23 protein-coding genes and 1 riboswitch are annotated in these 23378 nt (G+C 68.2%); of the genes, 15 read left to right on the forward strand and 8 right to left on the reverse strand.

All coding sequences use genetic code 11. The annotated features are described in order from the left end of the window. Positions 1–780 (reverse strand): alpha/beta fold hydrolase, encoded by a 780-nt coding sequence (locus tag P5F91_RS02430; RefSeq protein ID WP_277906377.1) that lies wholly within the window; start codon positions 778–780, stop codon positions 1–3. Positions 781–993: 213 nt separating this feature from the next. Here P5F91_RS02430 and P5F91_RS02435 point away from each other — a divergent pair, with 213 nt between their 5' ends. The 4 genes from P5F91_RS02435 (at position 994) to P5F91_RS02450 (ending at position 4635) form a co-directional block, all read left to right on the forward strand. Continuing rightward, a complete protein-coding gene (locus tag P5F91_RS02435) occupies positions 994–1695 on the forward strand; it encodes a TetR/AcrR family transcriptional regulator (protein ID WP_277906378.1) in 702 nt (233 codons plus the stop codon). A 74-nt stretch (positions 1696–1769) separates the two neighbouring features. Further along, positions 1770–3296, forward strand: coding sequence for an AMP-binding protein (locus P5F91_RS02440; protein ID WP_277906379.1), 1527 nt, complete (start codon positions 1770–1772; stop codon positions 3294–3296). After that, positions 3293–4063, forward strand: coding sequence for a MaoC/PaaZ C-terminal domain-containing protein (locus P5F91_RS02445; protein WP_211107043.1), 771 nt, complete (start codon positions 3293–3295; stop codon positions 4061–4063). The genes P5F91_RS02440 and P5F91_RS02445 overlap by 4 nt, the downstream gene beginning before the upstream one ends. A 41-nt stretch (positions 4064–4104) precedes the next feature. Further along, positions 4105–4229: riboswitch (SAM-I-IV-variant riboswitch) on the forward strand. 49 nt (positions 4230–4278) lie between these two features. Next, positions 4279–4635 carry a hypothetical protein gene (locus P5F91_RS02450; protein ID WP_277906380.1) on the forward strand — a complete coding sequence of 119 codons (357 nt, stop codon included), beginning with the start codon at positions 4279–4281 and terminating at the stop codon, positions 4633–4635. A 16-nt stretch (positions 4636–4651) separates the two neighbouring features. On the opposite strand, the gene P5F91_RS02455 is transcribed toward P5F91_RS02450, so the two are convergent. From P5F91_RS02455 to P5F91_RS02470, 4 genes are all read right to left on the reverse strand, one after another. After that, positions 4652–5983 (reverse strand): TetR/AcrR family transcriptional regulator, encoded by a 1332-nt coding sequence (locus P5F91_RS02455; RefSeq protein WP_277906381.1) that lies wholly within the window; start codon positions 5981–5983, stop codon positions 4652–4654. A gap of 238 nt (positions 5984–6221) precedes the next feature. Continuing rightward, positions 6222–6848 carry a cytochrome P460 family protein gene (locus tag P5F91_RS02460; RefSeq protein WP_277906382.1) on the reverse strand — a complete coding sequence of 209 codons (627 nt, stop codon included), beginning with the start codon at positions 6846–6848 and terminating at the stop codon, positions 6222–6224. A 36-nt stretch (positions 6849–6884) separates the two neighbouring features. Further along, entirely contained in the window at positions 6885–7892 is a 1008-nt protein-coding gene (locus P5F91_RS02465) for a GlxA family transcriptional regulator (RefSeq protein WP_277906383.1), read from the reverse strand. Between the two features lie 144 nt (positions 7893–8036). Beyond that, positions 8037–8984 (reverse strand): aldo/keto reductase, encoded by a 948-nt coding sequence (locus P5F91_RS02470; protein ID WP_277906384.1) that lies wholly within the window; start codon positions 8982–8984, stop codon positions 8037–8039. A 326-nt stretch (positions 8985–9310) separates the two neighbouring features. Here P5F91_RS02470 and P5F91_RS02475 point away from each other — a divergent pair, with 326 nt between their 5' ends. From P5F91_RS02475 to P5F91_RS02490, 4 genes are read left to right on the forward strand one after another with little or no spacing between them, the layout of a single operon-like run. Then, positions 9311–10786 (forward strand): capsular biosynthesis protein, encoded by a 1476-nt coding sequence (locus P5F91_RS02475; RefSeq protein WP_145612620.1) that lies wholly within the window; start codon positions 9311–9313, stop codon positions 10784–10786. Between the two features lie 27 nt (positions 10787–10813). Further along, the gene (locus tag P5F91_RS02480; RefSeq protein ID WP_277906385.1) at positions 10814–11572 is read left to right on the forward strand and encodes a glycosyltransferase family 2 protein; all 759 of its coding nucleotides are present in this window, start codon (positions 10814–10816) and stop codon (positions 11570–11572) included. A gap of 58 nt (positions 11573–11630) precedes the next feature. Further along, on the forward strand, positions 11631–11891 hold the full coding sequence (locus tag P5F91_RS02485) for a type II toxin-antitoxin system ParD family antitoxin (protein ID WP_277906386.1): 261 nt from the start codon (positions 11631–11633) through the stop codon (positions 11889–11891). Next, complete coding sequence (locus P5F91_RS02490) at positions 11891–12190, forward strand: type II toxin-antitoxin system RelE/ParE family toxin (RefSeq protein WP_277906387.1); 300 nt, start codon at positions 11891–11893, stop codon at positions 12188–12190. The genes P5F91_RS02485 and P5F91_RS02490 overlap by 1 nt, the downstream gene beginning before the upstream one ends. An 11-nt stretch (positions 12191–12201) precedes the next feature. Here the strand turns inward: P5F91_RS02490 and P5F91_RS02495 are convergent, their stop codons facing one another. Together P5F91_RS02495 and P5F91_RS02500 are read right to left on the reverse strand one after the other, a co-directional pair. Beyond that, positions 12202–12600 carry a hypothetical protein gene (locus P5F91_RS02495; protein ID WP_277906388.1) on the reverse strand — a complete coding sequence of 133 codons (399 nt, stop codon included), beginning with the start codon at positions 12598–12600 and terminating at the stop codon, positions 12202–12204. A 92-nt stretch (positions 12601–12692) separates the two neighbouring features. Continuing rightward, the gene (locus P5F91_RS02500; RefSeq protein ID WP_277906389.1) at positions 12693–13283 is read right to left on the reverse strand and encodes a TetR/AcrR family transcriptional regulator; all 591 of its coding nucleotides are present in this window, start codon (positions 13281–13283) and stop codon (positions 12693–12695) included. Positions 13284–13476: 193 nt separating this feature from the next. Here P5F91_RS02500 and P5F91_RS02505 point away from each other — a divergent pair, with 193 nt between their 5' ends. The 5 genes from P5F91_RS02505 to P5F91_RS02525 are packed head-to-tail and all read left to right on the forward strand — an operon-like array spanning position 13477 to position 20077. After that, positions 13477–14655 carry an isovaleryl-CoA dehydrogenase gene (locus tag P5F91_RS02505; protein ID WP_277906390.1) on the forward strand — a complete coding sequence of 393 codons (1179 nt, stop codon included), beginning with the start codon at positions 13477–13479 and terminating at the stop codon, positions 14653–14655. Between the two features lie 59 nt (positions 14656–14714). Next, positions 14715–16337 carry a carboxyl transferase domain-containing protein gene (locus P5F91_RS02510; RefSeq protein ID WP_277906391.1) on the forward strand — a complete coding sequence of 541 codons (1623 nt, stop codon included), beginning with the start codon at positions 14715–14717 and terminating at the stop codon, positions 16335–16337. A gap of 10 nt (positions 16338–16347) precedes the next feature. Further along, entirely contained in the window at positions 16348–17145 is a 798-nt protein-coding gene (locus P5F91_RS02515) for an enoyl-CoA hydratase/isomerase family protein (protein WP_145612615.1), read from the forward strand. Continuing rightward, a complete protein-coding gene (locus P5F91_RS02520; protein WP_277906392.1) occupies positions 17145–19178 on the forward strand; it encodes an acetyl/propionyl/methylcrotonyl-CoA carboxylase subunit alpha in 2034 nt (677 codons plus the stop codon). Before P5F91_RS02515 ends, P5F91_RS02520 begins: the two co-directional genes overlap by 1 nt. Continuing rightward, positions 19175–20077: a hydroxymethylglutaryl-CoA lyase gene (locus tag P5F91_RS02525; protein WP_277906393.1), complete on the forward strand. Its 903-nt coding sequence runs from the start codon at positions 19175–19177 to the stop codon at positions 20075–20077. The genes P5F91_RS02520 and P5F91_RS02525 overlap by 4 nt, the downstream gene beginning before the upstream one ends. Positions 20078–20084: 7 nt before the next feature. Here P5F91_RS02525 and P5F91_RS02530 read toward each other — a convergent pair whose 3' ends face one another. Beyond that, complete coding sequence (locus P5F91_RS02530; RefSeq protein ID WP_277906394.1) at positions 20085–20981, reverse strand: LysR family transcriptional regulator; 897 nt, start codon at positions 20979–20981, stop codon at positions 20085–20087. A 113-nt stretch (positions 20982–21094) separates the two neighbouring features. Between P5F91_RS02530 and P5F91_RS02535 the strand changes: the two genes are divergently transcribed. Both P5F91_RS02535 and tcuC read left to right on the forward strand, forming a co-directional pair. Continuing rightward, positions 21095–21898 carry a substrate-binding domain-containing protein gene (locus P5F91_RS02535; protein ID WP_277906395.1) on the forward strand — a complete coding sequence of 268 codons (804 nt, stop codon included), beginning with the start codon at positions 21095–21097 and terminating at the stop codon, positions 21896–21898. Positions 21899–21909: 11 nt separating this feature from the next. Then, on the forward strand, positions 21910–23208 hold the full coding sequence (gene tcuC, locus P5F91_RS02540; RefSeq protein ID WP_277906396.1) for an MFS transporter: 1299 nt from the start codon (positions 21910–21912) through the stop codon (positions 23206–23208). Positions 23209–23378: the final 170 nt, after the last annotated feature.

Consider the following 23378-nt stretch of genomic DNA (forward strand, 5'->3'; position numbering starts at 1 on the left):
TCAGGGCGGCAGGCCGGCGGCGAAGCCGGTGATGATCTCGTTGAAGCGCTGCGGCTCCTCCAGATGCGGCGCATGGCCGGAGGCGGCGAAGGTGACCTGCCGCGCCCGGGGCAGGGCCGTCGCCAGCCAATCGGCCGTGCCGGCGGGATAGAGCTGGCTCAGGCCCCCGCGCAGGATCAGCGTGGGCAAGTCCAACTGGCCCAGGTCGGCCCGGAAGTCCTGGGCCAGCAGGTCCAGCCATAGGGCGGCCATGGCTTCGGCATCGCATCGCGCAACCTCTCCCTCCACCCAGCGGCGCAGGTCGGTGTGCAGGCTGCCGGCGGCGAAGATGCGCCGGGCGATGCGCGGCGCGAAGGCCGCCCAGTCGGTTGCCAGTAGGCGGGCGGCTTGTGGCCCGCGCGCCTGGACCGCCCCCCGCAGGCCCCAGGGCCAGCTGGCGTCGTTGCACAGGCGCGGGCTCATATCCACCACCACCAGGCCGGCCACCCGCTCCCGGGCGCCGTCCAGCAGAGCGCGCCACGCCACCATGGCCCCCATGGACCAGCCGACCAGCAGGGTACCCCGCAGGTCCAGGGCGTTCAGCAGGGCACGCAGCGCATCCGCCTGGTCTCGCACGGTGGGGTGGGGGGCTGGGGTGGCGCCGTGGCCGGGCAGGTCCGGCACCAGCACCTGGAACGAGGCGGCCAGGTCCGTAAGCTGGGGCGCGAAGAAGCCGCCATGGGTGGCCCAGCCGTGCAGCAGCACCAGAGGGCGGCCCTTGCCAGCCAGACGATAGGCCATCAGGCCCCCGTCAGCCGGTAGCAGCGGGCGTGAGTCTTCCCCGCGTGGCCGGGTCCCGGCCTGTCGCCCCAGTTCGTGCATCGGTGTTTTCCGCGCTTCGTGGTATCCACCGACGGTAGCGTCGGCGGATCATCCTCCCGCCGTCATGCTTGCCGTAAGATGAAAGTTGAGTCAACGTTCAAGTTCCGAAAAGCGAGAGAGGGAGGTTGGGGCATGGCGCGTTCACCCGAGGCGGCGAAGCGGGCTGTCGGCGATGGCGAAACCGATGCCATGACGCAGGGCGGTGGGGTCGAGGGCGCTGAGACCGAGGCGGCGCCTGGGGAAGCGGCCGCCGATAAAACGCCGCGGACCGAGCGGGGTAAGCGTACTTTGCGCAAACTGCTGGACGCCGCCGCCCTGGAATTCGGTGAGCGCGGCTTCCACGAGGCGTCGGTCAGCGGCATCACCCAGCGCGCGGCTGTGGCCCTGGGCACCTTCTACACCTACTTCGACAGCAAGGAATCGCTATTCCGCGCGCTGGTGGAGGATATGGGCGCGCTGACCCGCCGCTGGATCGCGGAGCGGGTGGCCCACGCGCCTGACCGGCTGACGGCGGAACGCCTGGGCCTGGAGGCGTTCATCGAGTTCGTGCGCGCGCACCGCAACCTCTACCGCATCGTGATGGAGGCGCAGTTCGTTGCCGAGGATGCCTACCGGCGCTACTATCAGGTGTTCGCCGACGGCTATATCAACAATTTGGAGTCGGCCAAGAAACGGGGGGAAATCCGCGAGGGCGACGTGGAGGTGCGGGCCTGGGCCTTGATCGGCGTCAGCGTCTTCATCGGCCAGCGCTACGCCGTCTGGGGCGATGACCGCCCGGCGGCGGAAGTCGCGGCGGAGGCGGCCGACTTCATCGCCCGGGGGCTGAAGCCGTAAGTAACCAAGCCTTAAGTCGCCTGGATCATTTCTGAACCGGAACGATGAGGGAGCGGGGCGCTTGGCGCCGAACCATGTGGGATCTGTTCGACCTGACGGCGCAGCGCGCCCGGCTGTCGCCGGACCGCAGGGCCCTGGTGGACCTGACCGCGGTTGGGTCCGCTGCCGGGGCGCTGACCTATGCCGGCCTGGACGATCGCGCCGCGCGTGCCGCCAGCCTGCTGGCCGCCCTGGGCGCCGAACCCGGTGACAGGGTGGCGGTGCTGTGCCGCAACCGACCAGACTTCTTCACGCTGCTGTTCGCTTGCGCCAAGCTGGGCTGCCTGCTGGTGCCGTTGAATTGGCGCATGCCGGCGGCGGAACTGGCTCCCGTGCTGGCCGATTGCCAACCCCGGCTGCTGTTCCATGGGGCCGAGGACAGGGCCACGGCCCAAGCCCTGGCCGGCGGGCTGGCCCATGTCGATCTGGCCCATGTCGATGTGGACGATGATTTCGAGGACCGGGTGGCGAAGCAGCCGCCGTTGCCCTGCCGCGAAGTCTGGCCGGCCGACGATGTCTGGTACCTGCTCTACACCTCCGGCACGACCGGTGAGCCGAAGGCCGTGCTCTACACCTACGGCATGGCCATGGCGAACTACGTCAACCTGCGCCAGGGCGTGGATTTGTCGGAGAACGACCGCACCCTGAACTACCTGCCGCTGTTCCACACCGCCGGCATCAACCTGCACACTCTGCCGCTGCTGATGGCGGGGGGCGAGGTGCTGGTGCAGCCGCAATTCGACGCCGGCGCTGTCCTGGAGCTGATCGCCCAGGGCCGCATCACCACCTTCTTCGGCGTGCCCGCCGTCTATCGCCAGCTGGCCTTGCATCCCCGCTTCAGGACCACGGACTTGGGCGCCGTGCGGCGCTGGGCTTGCGGCGGCGCCCCGCTGGAGGATGCGCTGGCCCGCCGCTTCATTGAGCGCGGCGCGTTCGTGTGCAACGGCATGGGCATGACGGAGACAGGGCCCACCCTGTTCCTGAACGACCCGGCCGGGGCCGCCGCCAAGGTGGGCTCCATCGGCAAGCCGCAGATTCTATGCCGGGTGCGGGTGGTGGATGGGGCCGGGCGGGACGTGCCCGCCGGGCAAGTGGGTGAGGTGTGGGTGAAGGGGGCCGCGGTCACGCCGGGCTATTGGCGCCAGCCGGCGGCCACGGCCGCCGCCTTTTCCCCCGACGGTTGGCTACGCACCGGCGATTTGGTGCGCCAGGACGAGGACGGCTACTATTACCCCGTGGGGCGGTTGAAGGAGATGTTCATCTCGGGCGGGGAGAACGTCTATCCGGTGGAGGTGGAGAACGCCCTGCTGCGCCATCCCGGTGTGCTGGAGGTTGCGGTGGTGGCCGTGCCCGACCCGGTGTGGGGGGAGGTGGGGCATGCCCATGTCCGCGCCCAGCCCGGCACCGACATCGACAGCCTGGCCAGGCATTGCCGGGGGCTGCTGGCCGGCTACAAGGTGCCGCGCCGGTTCGTGCTGGTGGAGGATTTCCCCCGCACCGCCGCCGGCAAGATCCAGAAGCACCGCCTGGTGCCGCCGCCGGGCCTGGATCTGGCCTCGTGATCCTCACGCGCACCCTGAGCCAGGATGACTTCCACGCCTTCGCCCGGCTGTCGGGCGATGATAACCCCATTCATGTGGACCCGGACCATGCGGCCCGCACCCGCTTCGGCCGCACTGTGGCCCACGGCGCCCTGCTGTGCGCCCTGCTGCGCGGCCTGGCCGCCGACGCGCAGCCCGGCCAGCCCCTGGCCCGCTTGGCCGTGACCTTCCCCGCCCCCGCGTACGCGGACGAGGTGCTGACCTTCCGCGCCGATCCGCAAGACGGCGCCCACGTGCGTCTGGTGGCCCAGCGGCGGACGGACGGCCAGGTCGTGTGTGACGGCGTGGCCACCCTGGCGCCGCTGGCGCCGGATGAGGACTGGCGCGAGCCGCCGCCGGGCGCCGCCGCCCAGGTCACCCGCCTATACGCGGACCAGGATCTGGCGCTTTATGAACGCCTAACCGGCCATCGCCTGCGCGAGCCGCTGGTGCTGAGCCTCTTCTCCTTCCTGCTGGGCGTCCACCTGCCGGGGCCGGGCACCAACTACCTGAAGCAAGACACGGTGTTCTGGCGCCGGGTACCCTTGGATGCGGCGCTGTCCGCCACCGTGGCCATCACCCGCCTGCGGCCCGAAAAGCGGCTGGTGGACTTGGCCACGGTGTGCCGTATTCATGACAGTGGGCGGGACGGCGACATCGTCGCCACCGGCCGCGCCCTGGTTCTGGCGCCGCACTGGACGCCGGACGACTGGGGCCGTCATGCCCAAATGGCCGCTTGCCAGGGCTGACGGTTGCGGGTATCCACAACGCGCCGGTGTTCGTGCCGGCACTGTTGCATCAGGAGCGGGGCCGGCGTCCCGCACCAACCTGCCAGCCCAGGCAAGGTGGTTTCCGCGTCCGCGCGGAGATGTGGCGGCCCCCGGTTCCCGGGCGGCGGCAACCAAGTGGGTCGCAGCGTATGGTCGCATCATGCCGGATCCGCTCCGTTTGGAGTGGACATCCCGTGCATATTCCCGCCGCCTTCCCGCTAAGCACGCCCGGTACCATTGCGCAGGCGGAGGAAGAACCGCCGGCCCCGGTCTTGGGCACCGCCCCGGGCATCAGCAGCCATCCGGGGGATGCCGTACATCTGCTGCGGGAAGAGCGCATGCCCCTTGCTGGCGTGCCGGACTGTGTCGCCCGCACCTACGCCGTCATCCACCGTCACCACGGCGTGTACACCCATATCTACACGGTGCTGGAAAGCCGGCAGCATGTGCGCCGGGTGACCCATCTGCGGCGGGTCCTGGACGGCGAACAACTGGCAGCCGCCCGCGCCTGGGTTCTGGCCGGCCGCCACCTGGGGCGCCTGGCCTTTTGACGTCAGGGCTTTCTTGTCAGGTCTTGGGCATCGCCGGCTGCAGGTAGCGCAGCAGGACGATCATCTCGGCGGCGTAGCCGTCGATATCGGGGCCGGCGACACCGGGCGGGTCGTCCATGGCGTGCAGGATCTGCGCGCGCCCCTGCATCCAGGTGGACACGATTTGCGCCTGAAAGGGGGAGAGGGAGGCCTGCGGGCCCACCACGTAATCCAGCGCCGCGCGGATGCGGGAGCCGCGGCCCTGGCGGAAGGCCAGGTACAACGGCACGAGGCTGGCGTCCCGGCAGGCCTCCAGCGCGAAGTCGCCCATGGCGTGGGTGGTGTTGCGGCCGGCGATGCGCCCGCCCTCCACCGGGGTCAGCATGTTGTCGGCCACGGCCCGCAGGAAGATGTCCAGCGGTGGCGGTTCGCGATTCACCGCCGGGATTTCGCGCCGCAGCTCCTCATGGATGAACTGGAAGGCGCGGCGGATGATGTCGCCGCGCGAGCGGAAGTAATAGGTGGTGGAGGAGAGAGAGACGCCCGCCCGCTGCGCCACCGCGCGATGGGTCACGGCGGCCACGCCCTGGTCGATGATGGTGGCCACGGCGGCGGCGATGATGCGCCGTTCCGTCTCGCCCACCGGTTCACCGCCGCCGTCGCCCGTGCTGCCGGGACGGCGCAGGCGCTCATGCCACAGGGCGCCGCGGCCTTCTTCCGGTTCGCACAGGTGGCGGATGTTCTCCACAACCGATAGGGCGAGGCCCGATGCGCCGCCGGCCACCAGCAGGGTGGAGCGGTCGCCCACCAGATAATGGGTCATGATGTCGGCGATATGGATGGGCAGGCCGGCCAGTGCGAACAGGTCGCGATAGTGGCTGCGCCGCTCTTCATACCATTGCGTCAGGATGGGGCGCAGGGCGGGGGTATGGCGGGCCTGGTGGATCAGCTCGTACCATACCAACTCGATGGTGCCCTGGCGTGACGACAGGTCCAGCGCCTGCACCACCAGCGCATCGGCCAGGGCGTGGACGGGCAGGCCGCCATCGCCCAGCGATACCCGGAACTGTGCCCAAGCTTGACGGTCACGCTCTGCCGCGGCCAGGAACACCGCTTGGGTCAGGCGGTCTTTGTCGCCCAGGTGATAGGGGACGGCGCTGGTGGACAGGCCGGCGGCGGCGGCCAAGTTGCGGACGCTCAATGCCTTCAGGCCGCCCTGGGCCAGCAGGGTGTGCGCCTGGTCGATCAGCCGTTCCCGGGTGCTGTCCTGGGGCCGGCCGGCCGTGCGGGATGGGGCCGACCCTCCCGCCGCCGCCGGCGGAGAATCGGAAAGGGACGGGTCCAAGGAGGGGATCAGGCCGGGCTTCATGACCGCGCTTTTATCTGCCGAAGCGCACTGATAGTCCATCCCCGACACGACGGCAACGGCGCCGTGTCAGAATACGTCACAAAGGCCAGGAAGGACGCCCCGGCCCGCGGTCGCCCCGGCCGGCAGCAGGCGCCGCCAAGAGCAAGATACAATCAGCCATGATCGTATCTTGCCCTTAACCTATTCATAATAGAGCGGATTTACACGGTCAGGCGACCCCACCTGATCGCCTTCTGCTCTAGGGTTTTTCGGCCAGGTATGCGGCGCTGAAGGTTTTCTTGGCCTCGGCGATGGGGCGCAGGGTCGGATAGAATTGCACGAAAGTAGTGTTCACCGCCCCATGCTCCCGGTGGCAGCTGTAACAGCTCTGCTCCACCGGCAACTGCTCCGCGGGCCGGGGTGCCGCGTCGCCCGCGTCAAAGGAATAAAAGCCCCAGCCGTCGTCGTGGAAGCGGGCGGTGTCTTTCACATGAACCTCCAGCCCCATGACCTCCGACGTCTGGAAATGGCCGGACTTGTTGATGGAGCCTTTGTCCGCCGCGCCGCGCACCTCCAGCACGAAGGTGGTTTTCTCCGGCCAGGTGCCGGTCTGTTTGAAGGCCAGGTAGGCCTCGCGGTTCACGAAGACGTTGTCGAACATGGAATGGCCCATGCGCATGGCCGGGCCATAGGCCATGTCGATGCCGGTGGTGACATAGACCCATTCCCGGTAGTCGGCGGGGAAGGTCAGCCGATCGTCCTTGTCGAATTGCGGAACGAAGGGGGCAGGTTCGTCCGTGGCGGCGGACCCCGTCGCGGGGGTGAGCAGCAGGCAAAGCAGGGGCGTTGCCGCCGCGAGGCGGCGGGCAGGGGAAAACCAGGCCATGGGGCCCTCCGGTGGTTCAGGGTGGGATGAAACGGCTCAGCTGCTGCCGGCCGGGGAGAAATGCGCTTGATATTGGCTGGGGGACACGCCGTAGCGCTGGCGGAAGGCGCGGCGGAAGGCGTCGGCGCTGCGGAAGCCGATGGCGGCGGCCAGCGTCTCCACGCTCACGCCTGGCTGCACCAGGCGGCGGCAGGCCTCGCCCAGGCGCAGGTCGGCGACATAATCCGCCGGCGGACGGCCTAGGGCGGCGGTGAAGCGGCGCCGGAACTGCCGGGGGCTGAGGTTCACCCGCGTCGCCAACTCCTCCACCGAAAGGTCGCGGTCCAGGTTGCCCAGCATCCAGGCCGACAGGTCGGCGAAACGGTTGGCCGCCCGGCTTTGAAACCGCAGGGGTTCGGAGAATTGCGCTTGGCCGCCCGGGCGCTTCATGAACACCACCAGTTCCCGGGCCGTCGCCAGGGCCAGCGCCGGCCCGTGGTCCTCCTCCACCAGCGACAGGGCCAGGTCGATGCCGGCGGTGACGCCGGCGGCGGTGTAGAAGTCGCCGTCCTTCAGGAACAGGGCGTCGGCGCAGACGCTCAAGCGCGGGAAGCGGCGGGCCAGGTCGGCGGCATGACGCCAGTGGGTGGTGACACGGCGGCCATCCATCAGGCCGCTGGCCGCCAGGCCGTAGATGCCGGTGCAGACGCTGGCCACCCGGCGGAAGCGATGGGCGTTTCCGACCAGCCACTGCGCCACGGCGGCATTGGTGACCGGCTCACGCAGGCCCTTGCCGCCGGCGATGATCAAGGTATCCAGGTCCGGCACGTCATCGGCCGCCAGACTGTGCGCCGGGGTGAAGGTCAGGCCGGACTCGCTGGTGAAGGGCCCCGCCTTCACGCCCAGCGGCACGACGCGATAGGGCCGTTTCCCCGGCGCCATCTCGGCCTCGCCCCATTCCGCCAGGTCGGCGGCGTTGGCGAAGACCTCGGCCGGACCGGTCACGTCCAGGGCGTTGACGTCGTCATAGCCCAGAATTCCGATGCCTGCCGGTGCCCGCGTCATTCTCCATTCCCCTCATCGCGCCGCCTCTCCGGTCGGCCGCGTCGTGGGGGCAGTATCGGCCGGACGCGTGCCGGGCGGAAGGACATCCACCCGACACTATCGGCCACGACCGGTGGCACCATACGGAATGGCACCATCCCTCATTCAGGGGACTTCATGGCCCTGGCTGGCCTCCAGGATCTGGAACCAGTGCTGGCGCTGCATCTTCAGCTGTGCTGCCTGCATGTAGGTGCGCATGCGGTCCAGGCGCGTGGTGCCCAGCACCGGCACGGGGCGTGACGGATGGCGCATCAGCCAGGCCAGCGCCACCGTGCCCGGGTCGCCGATGCCCATTTCCGCGCCCACGGCCTCCAGCGCCGCCAGGGTGCGGCGCGCCTGCTCCGTGGCGCCGGTGAACAGGCCGCCGCCGCCCAGGGGTGACCAGGCCATGGGCCGCATGCGCAGTTCCAGCGCCTGGTCCAGCGTGCCGTCGAACAGGGGCGCCAGGCTGGTGACGGAGAATTCGATCTGGTTGGTCACCAGCGGCCGGCCCAGGCGGGATTGCAGCAGCCGCACCTGCGACGGGTTATGGTTGGACACGCCGATGTGGCGGATCACGCCCGACCGCAGCAGCCGGTCCAGCGCGTCGGCCGTATTGTCCGGGTTCATCAGGGGATCGGGCCGGTGCAGCAGCAGCAGGTCGATATAGTCGGTGCCCAGGTTGCGCAGCGATTGCTCGACCGAGGCGATGATGTGGTCGCCGCAGGTGTTGTAATGCTTCACCACATGGCCCGGCCGCAGCGGCGACAGCAAGGCAATGTCGCATTTGGTGACCAGCTGCAGGGCAGAGCGCTTGCCGCCCCATTCCTTCAGCGCCTGGCCGAACAGGGACTCCGCCCCGTAATCGCCGTAAATGTCGGCATGATCGAAGCTGCTGATGCCCAGCTGCAGGCATCCGTCCAGGAAGCGGGCAAGCTTTGCCGGGGTGCCGGTTTCTTCCCCCTCGCGTGAGCGCCACGCCCCCCAGACCAGCGGCGACAGTCGCGGGCCTTCGGCGTGCAGGCAGCTCTGGGCGTCGGGAACGGGCGGGGTGTGGGTGGGGGTGCCAGGCATGGATCAGGATCCGGTTCTGAGATGGGGAATGAAAACCGTATGAAAACCGTCTGGAGAAGGGGACGCTCTTGTCGTCCCGTCCGTCCTGCGCCGATCTTCGACCTCTCCAGGGACCGCCGTCGAGTGGAAAACGTCAAGCCCATGCCACATGTCACGCCTGGCCGCCGTCACGCTGGCCGCACACGGGGCGTTGCCCGTCCGCCTTCCACCGGAAAGGGTAGGCCCGGCCTCTTGTCGCCGCGCCGCCGCTGCTGGCACAATCCCTGCATTCTTGTCAGGCCATGCGTCGTCCACACCGGCGGTGCCGGTATCGAGGAGGGATCGCGATGGGCCTGACCATACTGTTCGATGACAGCCGCCGGGTTCCCGACGACATCCTCAGCATGACCGGCGTTGGCAGTTTCGGCGGCCTGATCCACGGCCGCCGCACCCTGCTTCGCCATGTGCAAGAAGCGGCGCAGGAGGCTGGCCTGCCCCCGCCCGTGGTGGCCACCACCCGTGCCGCCCTGGATGAGGCGGCGGAGCGGGCGGGGACGGCCCCGGCGTCCACGCAGTTCCTGCTGTTCCCCGCCAACCTGGCCGCCGCCGGCCCCCGTGGGCAGCTGACGCAGTTGCTGAAGACATTGGCCCAGGCCACCGGCAACCAGGCTTGGCCGGTGCGTACCGTCGCGGAGTGGACCGGGCTGGTGCTGGTGGAACAGCGCCTGGCCGAGGGCGCGCTGAGCGCCCTGGCCCAGGGACGCCTGCGCGAATTCGTGTCGCGGCGGCGCAAGGACTTCACGGCGCCCGACCTGGCCGACACGGGTCTGATCGATTTGCGCGACCCGGCACAGTTCGTGGGGTTCCTGGCCAACAACTTCGACGCGCGCCACTTCAATTCCATCAGCGACGGGCCGGACTACACCCTGGTGAAGCGGTCGCGCGACCGCGCCAAGCTGCGGCGGGAGTTTGAGTATTACGGTCTGTTGCCGGCGCAGCAGCGTATCTTCTTCGTGCAGCCCTTCGACTTCCAGGACGACGGCGACACCGCCAGCTATCGCATGGAGCGCCTGCTGATCGCCGACATGGGCATCCAGTGGGTTCATGGCACCATGACCCCGGCGGAGTTCGGCCTGTTCCTGGACCGGGTGTTCAGCTACGTGACCCAGCGCCCGGCGCGCCGCGTCGGCCGGCCGGAGGGCAGGGCCGTCATGGACCGACTCTATCGCGACAAGGTGGTGGAGCGGGTGGCCCTGCTGAAAAGCCTGCCTGCCTACGGCGACCTGGCGCCCCTGCTGGCCCGCGCCGTGGGCGGCATCGACGCGCTGACCGACCGCTACCTGGCGGCCTACCAAGGCCTGCGGGACCGCTTCCCCGCCGACCGGCTGGTGGTGGGCCATGGCGACCTGTGCTTCTCCAACATCCTCTATTCCAAGGCGACGCAGCTGCTGCGTTTCATCGATCCGCGCGGCGTGGAATCGGCCGATGAGCTGCACACCGATCCCTATTACGACTTGGCCAAGCTGTCCCACTCCATCCTGGGCGGCTACGACTTCGTCAACAGCGGGCAGTATGAGGTGGCGCTGGGCGCCGACCTGGGCCTGACCCTGGCCAGCGACGCCGGGGAGCGTGCCTGGGCGCAAGCGCTGTTCCGCGACCGCCTGGCCCAGGCGGGCTTCGACCCCCTGCTGGTGCGGCTGTGCGAGGCCTCGCTGTTCATCAGCATGGCGCCCTTGCACATCGACGTGCCGAAGAAGATTTTAGGCTTCGCCCTGACCGCCCGCTCCATCCTGGAAGAGATCGAGCAGGCGACCGCCGCTTGAAGCCAATCCGCTTGATGGAAGGTCCGCGTGCCCATGTCCACCGCCGCCCCGCCCACGGTCATCATCACCATGGCGGGCATGGGCCAGCGCTTCCGCGACGCCGGCTACACCGTGCCCAAGTACCGGATCGAAGCGCACGGCCGCACCCTGTTCGTCTGGTCCATGCTCAGCCTGCGCTCCTTCATCGAGGCAGGATCGCCCTGCATCTTCGTGGCCCTGCGGCAGGATGGGGCGGGGGATTTCATTCGTGAGCAAGCCGCCGCCTTGGGCATCCGCGACGTGTCCTTGATCGAACTGGACGCGCTGACCGATGGCCAGGCGACCAGCGCCTTGGCGGCCCGGGACGCGGTGGCCCACCCCGACCGGCCGATGCTGGTCTACAACATCGATACCCATGTCGACCCGGCCCACCTGCCGGCCGATGCCGTGCGCGGCGACGGTTGGGTTCCTTGCTTCCCGGGACCAGGGGCGGCCTGGAGCTTCGCCCGCGCCGATGAGAGCGGCCGCATCACGGAACTGAGGGAGAAGGAGCGCATCTCCGACGATGCCACCGTCGGGCTCTACTGGTTCTCCTCCTTCACCCTCTACGCCCGATCCTATGCCGAGTTCTTCGCCAACCCGGCCAACATGGCGAAGGGGGAGAAGTACATCGCCCCGCTCTACAACCATTTGATCCGGGCGGGGCTACCCGTCTACCTGCACCGCATGCCGTTCACGGCGGTGGTGCCCCTGGGCACACCAGCGGAGGTGGCGCGCTTCCTGGAGGCGACGCCGCCCGCGCTGTAAGGCCATTGTCCAAGCCGGGCGGCGACGCTATCATTAGATGATAGCGACAGGTGAAATCATGCCCAGCAGCTACACCCTTGGCCGGCATTTCGAAGAATTCATTCAGGACCAGCTACATAGCGGCCGCTACAATAACGCCAGCGAAGTCGTACGCGACGGCTTGCGTCTATTGGAGGCACGGGACCGGCGCCTATCGGCTTTGGATACCGCATTGGCTCAAGGCATCGCGGACATCGAAGCGGGCCAGGTTCATGATTTGCATGAAGTCTGTGCCGAGCTTGAAGCGGAGATCGCGGCGCTGCCGGACGCGTCGCACTAATGAAGGTGGTCCTTTCGGGTCGTGCCCGGGCAGGCCTGCGTGCCATCGCCCTTTACATTGCCCGCGATAATAAGGACCGCGCGATCACCTTCGTGAGGGAATTGGAGCGATGCGCGCTTGAGATCGGCCGCATGCCCGAGGCCTTCCCTTTGCTTCCGACTCATGAGGCGAGCGGTATCCGCCGCCGGGTTTTTCGCGATTACCTGATCTTTTACCGTGTCCAGGCGGGCCAGGTCAGCATCATCCATATTCTCCATGGCGCCCAGGATTACGACGGCATCCTGTTCTCGGATGAATAGGGCGGCCTGTCCTAATTCCGCCACCAAAGCATCTCGTCCGCCTCATGGCTCCAATAGAGGTTGATGGGGTCGCAATTGCCATCCTCAATGGACAATGCTTTCACCCCCTTGCCTGCCTTACAGCCGGACAGGGGGCCATCCTCTGTGTCGCAGACCAGATCAGTGGCGCGCAGGGTGACCGGTAGGCTGCACACGCCCTGTTGACTCGCGCCGCCAATGGCGAATTCCAGGATTTGGAAGGCTTGCCTGCCGCCACGCCGCACGGCTAGGAGCAGCGTCCGGTCACGATAGCCCAGGACGGCTTGGTCCGGTACGCCGTCGCCATTGAAATCGCCACAGACCATGGAGCGCGCGTCCCAGCGCACATCCTTGGTGGATCGCGCCAGGTTGGATGGGGTTTGGGTGGTCATCGCCTCTGTGGGGCAGGGCGCGGCGGCCGCGACCTGTGGCGCGAAAAGGCAAAAGGCGGCTAGCCCTATGGCCACGACCTGGCGGGGCGTCCTCACACCAGTACCCCGCCCAGGATCATGTCCTGATGCAGCCGGATCAGCTCTTCCTCGCCCATGCGGCCGGCGGGGTTGTACCAGGTGCAGACGCCGGTCAGCATGGCCAGGATGGCGTAGGCGGTGACGGGTGGGTCGGTGCGCTTGAACTGGCCAGCGGCCATGCCGTCCTCCAGGATGGCGACCAGCAGGCGCTCGTAATCGCGGCGCATGGCCAGGATGGCGGTACGGTTCTCCCCCTCCAGGCTGCGCAATTCGGACCCGCCGATGAACACCTCATCCGTGCGGCGGATGTGGTAGGAGACGTGGAAACGGATGAAGCGCCGCAGCCGGTCCAGGGGATCGGCCGCCCCCTCCAGCGCCGTGGCGACCTCGGCCGACAGGGCCACCATGTGGTCGCGGATGAGGATGAACAGCAGTTCCTGTTTCGACTGGATGTAGTTGTACATCGAGCCGGGCTGGATGCCGACTTCCTGCCCAAGCTGGCGCAGCGTGATGGCCTCATAGCCGTGCTGCCGGATCAGGCGCAGGCCCGCCGCGCGTATCGCCTCCATCGTCTTCGGGCCGCGAGAGCCCACCGTGCGCACCATGCTCAAAAATCCAATCTCAAACGTTTCCGGGGCTTAGCCCGTCCCGGCCTTGCGACTTTTCGGACCATGGGTGGCGGCCGTCAAGATCACGCCCCATTTGGTCTCTAAATCACCCTTGCGGCCCGCTCGAAAGAAACGTATGACCGTTTGTAAATAAGCAATCTCACATTCCCTGAGGGAGGACAAGCCCGCCATGTCGATCTCCGCCGCGTTCCCCACCATGGATTTTGGCCTCGGCGAAACCGCCGACATGCTGCGCGACGCCGTGGCGTCTTTCTCGGCGGCGGAGATCTCGCCCCTGGCGGCGGAGATCGACCGCACGGACCAGTTCCCCATGGACCTGTGGCGCAAGCTGGGCGACCTGGGCGTGCTGGGCGTGACGGCAGAGGAGGAGTACGGCGGGGCGGCCATGGGCTATATCGAGCACATGGTGGCGATGGAAGAGATCAGCCGCGCCTCCGCCTCGGTCGGCCTCAGCTACGGCGCTCATTCCAACCTGTGCGTCAACCAGATCCGCCTGAACGGCCGGGCGGAACAGAAGGCCCGCTACCTGCCCAAGCTGATCTCGGGCGAGCATGTCGGCGCCCTGGCGATGAGCGAGCCCGGTGCCGGTTCCGACGTGGTGTCCATGAAGCTGAAGGCGGAGCGCCGGGGCGACCGCTACGTCCTCAACGGCACCAAGATGTGGATCACCAACGGCCCGGACGCCGACACCCTGGTGGTCTACGCCAAGACCGACCCATCGGCGGGCCCCAAGGGCATCACCGCCTTCCTGATCGAGAAGGGCTTCAAGGGCTTCTCCTGCGCGCAGAAGCTGGACAAGCTGGGCATGCGTGGCAGCCACACCGGCGAGCTGGTGTTCGAGGACTGCGAGGTGCCGGAGGAGAACATCCTGGGCCAGGTGGGCGGCGGCGTCCGCGTGCTGATGAGCGGCCTGGATTATGAGCGTGCCGTGCTGGCGGCGGGTCCCCTGGGCATCATGCAGGCCTGCCTGGACGTGGTCGTGCCCTACATCCACGACCGGGAGCAGTTCGGCCAGCCCATCGGTGAGTTCCAGTTCATCCAGGGCAAGGTCGCGGACATGTATGTGGCCCTGAACTCCGCCCGCGCCTACGTCTACGCCGTGGGCCGCGCGGCGGACGCCAAGAAGATCACCCGCAAGGACGCGGCCGGGGCCATCCTGCTGGCGGCCGAAAGCGCCACCAAATGCGCGCTGGACGCCATCCAGATCCTGGGCGGCAACGGCTACATCAACGAATACGCCACCGGCCGCCTGCTGCGCGACGCCAAGCTGTATGAGATCGGTGCCGGCACCTCGGAAATCCGCCGCATGCTGATCGGCCGGGAACTGTTCCGCGAAAGCGCCACCTGACCGGCGCATCGGCCCGCCGACCTCATCTGCCTGAGACAACAAGGGGGAACACCCGCGTCATGCCCCAGCTGATTTCCCAGATCGACACCCGCGCCGCCGCCTTCGCCGACAATGTCGCGGCCATGCGCGCCCTGGTCGACGACCTGCACACCACCGTCACCGGCATCAAGCAGGGCGGGGGTGAGAAGGCGCGGGCCAAGCACCTGTCGCGCGGCAAGCTGCTGCCCCGCGACCGGGTGCGCCACCTGCTGGACCCGGGCAGCCCCTGGCTGGAGTTCTCGCAGCTGGCCGCCCACGGCGTCTATGACGACGTGGTGCCGGCCGCCGGCATCCTGACCGGCATCGGCCGCGTCTCGGGCTCCGAGTGCGTGGTGGTGGCCAACGATGCCACGGTCAAGGGTGGTACCTACTACCCCCTGACGGTGAAGAAGCACCTGCGGGCGCAGGAGATCGCGCGGGAGAACAACCTGCCGTGCGTCTATCTGGTGGACAGCGGTGGCGCCAACCTGCCCAACCAGGACGAGGTGTTCCCCGACCGCGACCATTTCGGCCGCATCTTCTACAACCAGGCCACCATGTCGGCCGCCGGCATCCCGCAGATCGCCGTGGTCATGGGCAGCTGCACGGCGGGCGGCGCCTACGTCCCGGCCATGGCGGACGAGTCCATCATCGTCCGCAACCAGGGCACCATCTTCCTCGGCGGGCCGCCCCTGGTGAAGGCTGCCACCGGTGAGGTGGTGAGTGCCGAGGATCTGGGCGGCGCCGACGTGCACAGCCGCACCAGCGGCGTCACCGACCATCTGGCCCAGAACGACGCCCACGCCCTGGCCATCGCCCGGCGCATCGTCGGCAACCTGAACCGGGTGAAGGCGCCGGCCCTGGCCCTGCGCGAACCGGTGGCGCCCAAGTACGCGGCGGAGGAGATCTACGGCATCATCCCCACCGACAGCCGCAAGCCCTTCGACGTGCGCGAGATCATCGCCCGCCTGGTCGACGGATCGGAGTTCGATGAGTTCAAGCAGCTGTACGGGACCACCCTGGTCTGCGGCTTCGCCCACCTATGGGGCTATCCCGTCGGCATCATCGCCAATAACGGCATCCTGTTCTCGGAAAGCGCGCTGAAGGGCGCGCACTTCATCGAGCTGTGCAATCAGCGCGGAATACCGCTGATTTTCCTGCAAAACATCACCGGTTTCATGGTCGGGCAGAAGTATGAGAACGCCGGCATCGCCAAGGACGGCGCCAAGCTGGTGACGGCCGTGGCCTGCGCCAAGGTGCCCAAGTTCACCGTCATCATCGGCGGCAGCTTCGGCGCCGGCAATTACGGCATGTGCGGCCGGGGCTATTCCCCCCGCTTCCTCTACATGTGGCCCAATGCCCGCATCAGCGTCATGGGCGGGGAGCAGGCTGCCGGCGTCCTGGCCACGGTGAAGCGCGATGGCCTGGAGGCCCAGGGCAAAACCTGGAGTGCCGAGGAGGAGGAGGCGTTCAAGGCCCCCATCCGCGCCCAGTACGAACACCAGGGCCATCCCTATTACGCCAGCGCCCGCCTGTGGGATGACGGCATCATCGACCCCGCGGAGACGCGGATGGTGCTGGCGCTGTCCTTGTCCGCCGCCCTCAATGCAGCCCCTGACGTCAATAGGGGGGAGCCGACCACCTACGGCGTCTTCCGGATGTGAGATCAAGACCATGACCGATGTTCTTGCCACAGTGGATCAAGCCGGGACCGCCACCGTCACCCTGGACCGGCCGGCCCTGCACAATGCCTTCAACGAGGGCGTGATCGCCGAGCTGACCCAGCTGTTCGACCAGCTGGGCCGTGACCCGGACGTGCGCGTCATCCTGCTGAAGGGCAATGGCCCCAGCTTCTCCGCCGGGGCGGACCTGGACTGGATGCGGCGCATGGCGGGCTATACCCGCGACCAGAACCACGCCGACGCGCTGGGCCTGGCCACCATGCTGCGCACCCTGAACCGCTGCCCCAAACCCACCATCGCCGTGGTGCACGGGGCGGCCTTCGGCGGCGGCGTGGGCCTGGTGGCCTGCTGCGACATCGCCGTCGCGGCCGAGGGCGCCACCTTCTGCCTGTCGGAGGTCAAGCTGGGCCTGATCCCGGCCACCATCGGCCCCTATGTCGTGGCCGCCATGGGAGAGCGTGCCTGCCGCCGCTATTTCCTGACGGCGGAGCGCTTCAGCGCGGCGGATGCCCAGGCGGCGGGCCTAGTGCACCAGGTGGTGCCGGCCGACCAGCTGGACGAGGCCGTGGCCACGCTGGTGAAGCGCCTGGGCGAGGGGGGCCCCGTTGCCCAGGCGGCCGCCAAGCAGCTGGTCTTCGACTGCGCCAACCAGCCGGTCACCGACGCGCTGATCAGCGACACGGCGGAACGCATCGCCCGCATCCGGGCCAGTGACGAGGGGCGGGAGGGTGTTTCCGCCTTTCTGGAAAAGCGCAAGGCCGCCTGGGTCCAGCCTGCAGGGGACAAGTGATGATCGATACGCTGCTGATCGCCAACCGCGGTGAAATCGCCTGCCGCATCATCCGCACGGCCCGCCGCCTGGGCATCCGCACCGTCGCGGTCTATTCCGACGCCGACGCGGGTGCGCTGCATGTGGCCTTGGCGGATGAGGCGCTGCGCATTGGCGCCGCCCCGGCCCGGGACAGCTACCTGCGCATGGACGCCATCCTGGACGCGGCCGCCCGCACCGGCGCCCAGGCCATTCACCCCGGCTATGGCTTCCTGTCGGAAAACGCCGGCTTCGCCGAGGCCTGCGCCGCCGCCGGCCTGATCTTCGTCGGCCCGCCGGCCAGCGCCATCCGCGCCATGGGCGGCAAGTCCGAGGCCAAGGCCCTGATGGAAACCGCTGGCGTCCCCCTGGTGCCTGGTTACCATGGGGAGGAGCAGAACAGCGGCGTGCTGGCGGCGGAGGCGGCCCGCATCGGCTTCCCCGTGCTGATCAAGGCGTCGGCCGGCGGCGGCGGCAAGGGCATGAAGGTCGCCACCTCGGCCGAGGACTTTCACGAGCAGCTGGCCTCCGCCAAGCGCGAGGCACAGGCCGCCTTCGGCAACGACCGGGTGTTGATCGAGAAGTACCTAGGCCGGCCGCGCCATGTGGAAATCCAGGTCTTCGCCGACAGCCACGGCAACTGCGTCTACCTGTTCGAGCGTGACTGTTCCATCCAGCGCCGCCACCAGAAGGTGGTGGAGGAGGCGCCGGCGCCCAACCTGCCGCTGGAGCTGCGGCAGGAGATGGGGGCGGCGGCCGTGGCGGCGGCCAAGGCCATCGGCTATGTCGGCGCCGGCACGGTGGAATTTTTGCTGGACCCGGTGGAGACGGGCGGCGACGGCCGTTTCTACTTCATGGAGATGAACACCCGCCTGCAGGTCGAACATCCGGTGACGGAGTACATCACCGGGCAGGATCTGGTGGAGTGGCAGTTGCGGGTGGCGGCCGGCGGCGCCCTGCCGCTGAACCAGGATCAGCTGGCGGTGACCGGCCACGCCATCGAGGTGCGCCTCTACGCCGAGGATCCAGACAAGGGTTTCCTGCCGCAGACCGGCACCCTGTCGCACCTGCGCTTCCCGGAAGCGGGGTCGCATGTGCGTGTGGACACGGGGGTGCGCCAGGGCGACGCCATTTCCATCCACTATGACCCCATGATCGCCAAGCTGATCGTCTGGGACGTGGACCGCCCCGCCGCGGTGCGGCGCCTGCGCCAGGCCCTGGCGGGTACGGAAGTGGGCGGCCTGGCCGCCAACATCCCCTTCCTGGCGTCCATCGCCGGCCATCCTGCCTTTCTGGCGGCCGACCTCGATACCCGCTTCATCGAGCGATACCAGGCCGGCCTGCTGCCCGCGCCGGCCGCTCCTGACGATGACGTGCTGGCGCTGGCTGCCTTGGGCGTGCTGCTGGAGCGCGAGGCGGAGACGGCAGCCGCGGCCGCTCGGACCAACGACCCGTGGAGCCCCTGGGCCATGGCGGACAGCTGGCGCCTGAACGACGCCGTGGCGGAGATCCTGACCTTCACCGATGGGCGCGAGGGCGCTGAGCCGCAGGAGGTGCGGGCCCGCCGCCGGCGCGATGGCGGCTTCGACATCACCCTGCCCAGTGGCCAGGAACTGGCGGGGAATGCCCGCTTCGCGGCGGATGGCCGCCTGGTGGCCGAGGTCGGCGGGCGCCGCCTGACGGCCGGGTGGTCGCGCCGGGCGCGGGAGCTGGACCTGTTCCGCCCCGGCCGGCATCACCGCCTGACGTTGATCGACCCGTTGGACGTGGGCGTGGTCGATGCCGGCGGCGGCGGGCGCTTGGTGGCACCCATGCCGGGCAAGGTCATCGCCGTGCTGGTGGCGGCCGGGGACCGGGTGGAGAAGGGCCAGGGCCTGGTGGTGCTGGAGGCCATGAAGATGGAGCACACCATCAAGGCGCAAGGGCCCGGCACGGTGGAAGCCGTGCGCTATACCGTGGGCGACCAGGTGCCGGACGGTGCTGAGCTGATCATCGTGAAAGGGGATGAGGCATGAGTGGTCCTGCCATCCGTATCGTCGAGGTCGGTCCCCGCGATGGCCTGCAGAACGAGGCGGCGCTGGTGCCCACCGACACCAAGGTGGCCCTGATCGACCGCCTGTCGGCCACCGGCCTGGCGGTGGTGGAGGCCGGGGCCTTCGTCTCGCCCAAATGGGTGCCGCAGATGGCCGACACGGCCGACGTGCTGGCCCGCATCCAGCGAAAGGCGGGCGTCGGCTACCCCGTGCTGGTGCCCAATGAGCGCGGCTTCACCCAGGCGCTGGCGGCCGGCGTGACGGAAATCGCCGTCTTCGCCGCCGCGTCGGAGGCCTTCTCCCAGCGCAACATCAACTGTTCCATCGCCGAGAGCCTGGACCGCTTCGCCCCCGTGACGCGCCTGGCGCGCGACAACGGCATCGCCGTGCGCGGCTATGTCTCGTGCGTGCTGGGATGCCCGTATGAGGGCGCGATCGACCCCGCCAAGGTGGCGGAGGTATCGGCCCGCCTGGTGGAACTGGGCTGCGCCGAAATCTCGCTGGGCGACACCATCGGCGTGGGCACGCCGGCCAAGGCGGCGGCCCTGATCCGGCGCGTGGCCGAAGAGGTGCCGGTGTCTCGGCTGGCCGTGCATTTCCACGACACCTACGGCCAGGCCCTGGCCAACCTGTTGGCCTGCCTGGATGAAGGCATCCGGGTCATCGACAGCTCCGTCGCCGGCCTCGGCGGCTGCCCCTATGCCAAGGGCGCCACCGGCAACGTGGCGACGGAGGACGTGGTCTACATGCTGGAAGGGCAGGGCCTGTCGACGGCCGTGGACCTCGACGCCCTGTCCGTCATCGGCGGCTGGATCTCCGACGCCATTGGCCGCCCTAACGCCAGCCGCGCCGGCCGCGCCCTGCTGGCCAAGGCGGGCTGAGGGGCGGTTAATCGCCGATCTTTTGCAAGATCAGGTCGTGAAGGGCGGACGCGGGCTGGCTCAGGCGCGTGCCGGCGCGGGTGACCAGGCCTAGGGTGCGGCTGAGTTCAGGGTCCCGCATCGGTATGCCCATCAGCCCCGGATAGGCGTTGTTGGCCAGGGCCAGCGCGGGCAGCACCGCCACCCCCAGCCCGGCCGATACAAGGCCCAGCGCCCCGGCGACATGATTGGCCTCATAATGGATGGTGGGCCGCCGCGGCAGGCCGGCCAGCACGTTCTCGATCAGGATGCGGTTGCCGCTGTTCAGCGAGACGGCGATCAGGCGTTCGGCCTCCAGGCTGTCCCAGCGGGCCGCCGCTGCCGCTGCCAGGGGATGGTCCCGGCGCACCGCCAGCACATAGGGTTCGCTGCGGATGGGAATGAAATCCACCTCCGCGTTCTGGGCGCCCAGGAAACTGATCCCGATATCGGCCTCGCTCTCCATGACGGCATCCAGCACCTTGCCGGCGCTTTCATCGATGATGCGGATGCGTACTCCCGGATGGGTTTGGGCATATAGGCGCAGGATGCCGGGCAACACATGGTTGGCCACGGAAGGCACGCAGGCCACCGTCACCAGCTGCTTGGCCCGGCTGGCGCGCTCTACCATGCTTGCGCGTGCTAATTCCAACTCTTCCAGGATGACGACGGCGTGGTTCAGGAACTGACGGCCGGCCTCCGTCAAGTCCACCTTGCGCGTCGTGCGCTCCAGCAGGCGCATCTCCAGCGCCGCCTCCAGCTTCTCCACCCGCCGGCTTAAGGCGGGCTGGGATAGGTGCAGCCTGTCCGCCGCTGCGCGGAAGTTCAGCGTCTGCGCCACTGTGACGAAGGCCAGCACCTCCCCAAACTCGAAATCCAGCCGCATGCCACGCGCTCCAATTGATGCACCATCGTTATTAATTGAGAAGATAAATGCAATTCCTGTCCGGTCGCCGGCATTCCACAATGGCGGCGATATTAAAACCGGAGGAGACGGTGATGACCGGAAGTGTCCCGCGTTCCGCGGGCGGCGTCATGTCGCGTGCGTTCGCCCTGCTGCTGGCGTTGTCGCCGCTGTCGGCCAACGCCGCGGAATTGCACGTCGCCAGTTCCGGTGGCTTCGCCGCCGCGTACAAGGCCTTGGCGCCGGAATTCGAAAAACGCACCGGGCACACGCTGGTCTCGGTGTGGGGCCCGTCCATGGGGGACACGCCGGAGGCCATCCCCAATCGGCTGCGCCAGCATCAGGATATCGATGTCGTCATCATGGTGGGCGACAGCCTTGAAACGCTGGTGCGGGACGGGCAGGTGATGGATCTGGACCACCGGGTCCTGGCCCTGTCCAAGATCGGCCTGGCCGTGAAGGCCGGCGCGCCCCATCTGGACATCTCGACCGTGGCGTCCTTGAAGAAGGTGCTGCTGGACGCCAAGTCGGTCGCCTATTCCGACAGCGCCAGCGGTGTCTTCCTGTCCACGGTCCTCTTCAAGCGCCTGGGCATCGCCGACGCCATGAGGGACAAGGCGCGGATGATCCCGGCGGAGCCGGTCGGCAACGTCGTCGCCCGCGGCGAGGCGGAGATCGGCTTCCAGCAGATCAGCGAATTATTGCCGCTGTCCGGCATCGACATCGTTGGGCCCCTGCCCGATGAGGCGCAGAAGGTGACACCGTTTTCCATCGGCATCGTCGCCGGAACACGGGAAACGCAGGCGGCCGAGGACCTGATCGCGTTCCTGTCCTCGCCCGACGCCGCGTCGCTGATCACCAAATCCGGGCTGGTGCCCGCCACCGCAGCCCCCCGCTGAGGATCGCTTCCATGCCGAGTTCCAATGCCAAGCAGCCGTCCAGGCTGGCCACGGTGCTGCGTGTGACCAGTGGCAACTTCCTGGAGATGTTCGATTTCTTCCTTTACGGCTTCTACGCGCCCTATATCGCGAGCACGTTTTTCCCCAGCGGCGACGACACCGCGTCGCTGATGCTGACCTTCGCCACCTTCGGCGCCGGATTCCTGATGCGGCCGGTGGGGGCCGTCATCCTGGGCAGCTACATCGACAGGATCGGGCGCCGCAAGGGCCTGGTGCTGACGCTGGCCATCATGGCGCTGGGCACGGTGCTGATCGCCTTCGTGCCGGGTTACGCCAGCATCGGGCTGCTGGCCCCCGCCCTGGTGCTGATCGGCCGTCTGCTGCAGGGCTTCTCCGCCGGGGTGGAGATGGGCGGCGTCTCTGTCTACCTGTCGGAAATGGCCACGCCGGGCCGCAAGGGCTTTTACGTCAGCTGGCAATCCGCCAGCCAGCAGGCGGCCATCATGGCCGCTGCCCTCATCGGCTATGGGCTGAGCCGGATTTTGACGCCGGAGCAAATCCACGACTGGGCCTGGCGCATACCCTTCTTCATCGGCTGCCTGATCGTGCCGGTGATCTTCGTCATCCGCCGCTCGCTGGAGGAGACGGCGGAATTCCAGCACCGGCGGCATCGTCCCACCTTTCGGGAGATCGTCCGGTCTATCGCCGCGAACTGGCGGCTGGTGCTGGCCGGCATGATGATGGTGGTGATGACGACGGTGTCCTTCTACCTCATCACCGTCTATGCGCCGACCTATGGCAAAAGCGTGCTGAAGCTCGATGCCGGGCAAAGCCTGCTGCTCACGTTCTGCGTCGGCCTGTCCAATTTCATCTGGCTGCCGGTGATGGGGGCTCTGTCCGACAAGGTGGGCCGCCGGCCTCTGCTGATAGCCTTCACCATCCTGGCCATGCTGACGGCGTATCCGGTGCTGAACTGGCTGGTCCATGACGTCAGCTTCGGCACCATGCTGGTGGCCGAGCTGTGGTTGTCCTTCCTCTACGCCAGTTACAATGCGGCGGCCCTGGTGGCCCTGACGGAGGTCATGCCCCCGGAGGTGCGGACGGTTGGGTTTTCCCTGGCCTACAGCCTGGCTACGGCCCTGTTCGGCGGCTTCACGCCGCTGGTGTCGACCTGGCTGATCGATCTGACGGACGACAGGGCCGCGCCCGGCCTGTGGATGGCCGCCGCCGCCCTCTGCGGTTTGCTATCCGTCCTCATGGTTTACCGGCGTGACCCGGCGACGGTGCGGATGCTGGCGGATACGCCATGATGTTAATACCTTGGATAAAGGCGCGCGGCCTTCCCAACCGGGCTGGTCGCCGTTGACACAGCCAAGCCACTGGACATCCGGTGGCGCGGCGGTAGAAGATGGATCAGGCACGCGCCCGGCGACAGGGCCGGCCATATTTTGAGGGTGGAGCTGGCGGTAAAGACCGGCCC

The sequence above is a fragment of the Nitrospirillum amazonense genome (assembly GCF_029594735.1).
GTDB lineage: Bacteria > Pseudomonadota > Alphaproteobacteria > Azospirillales > Azospirillaceae > Nitrospirillum > Nitrospirillum amazonense.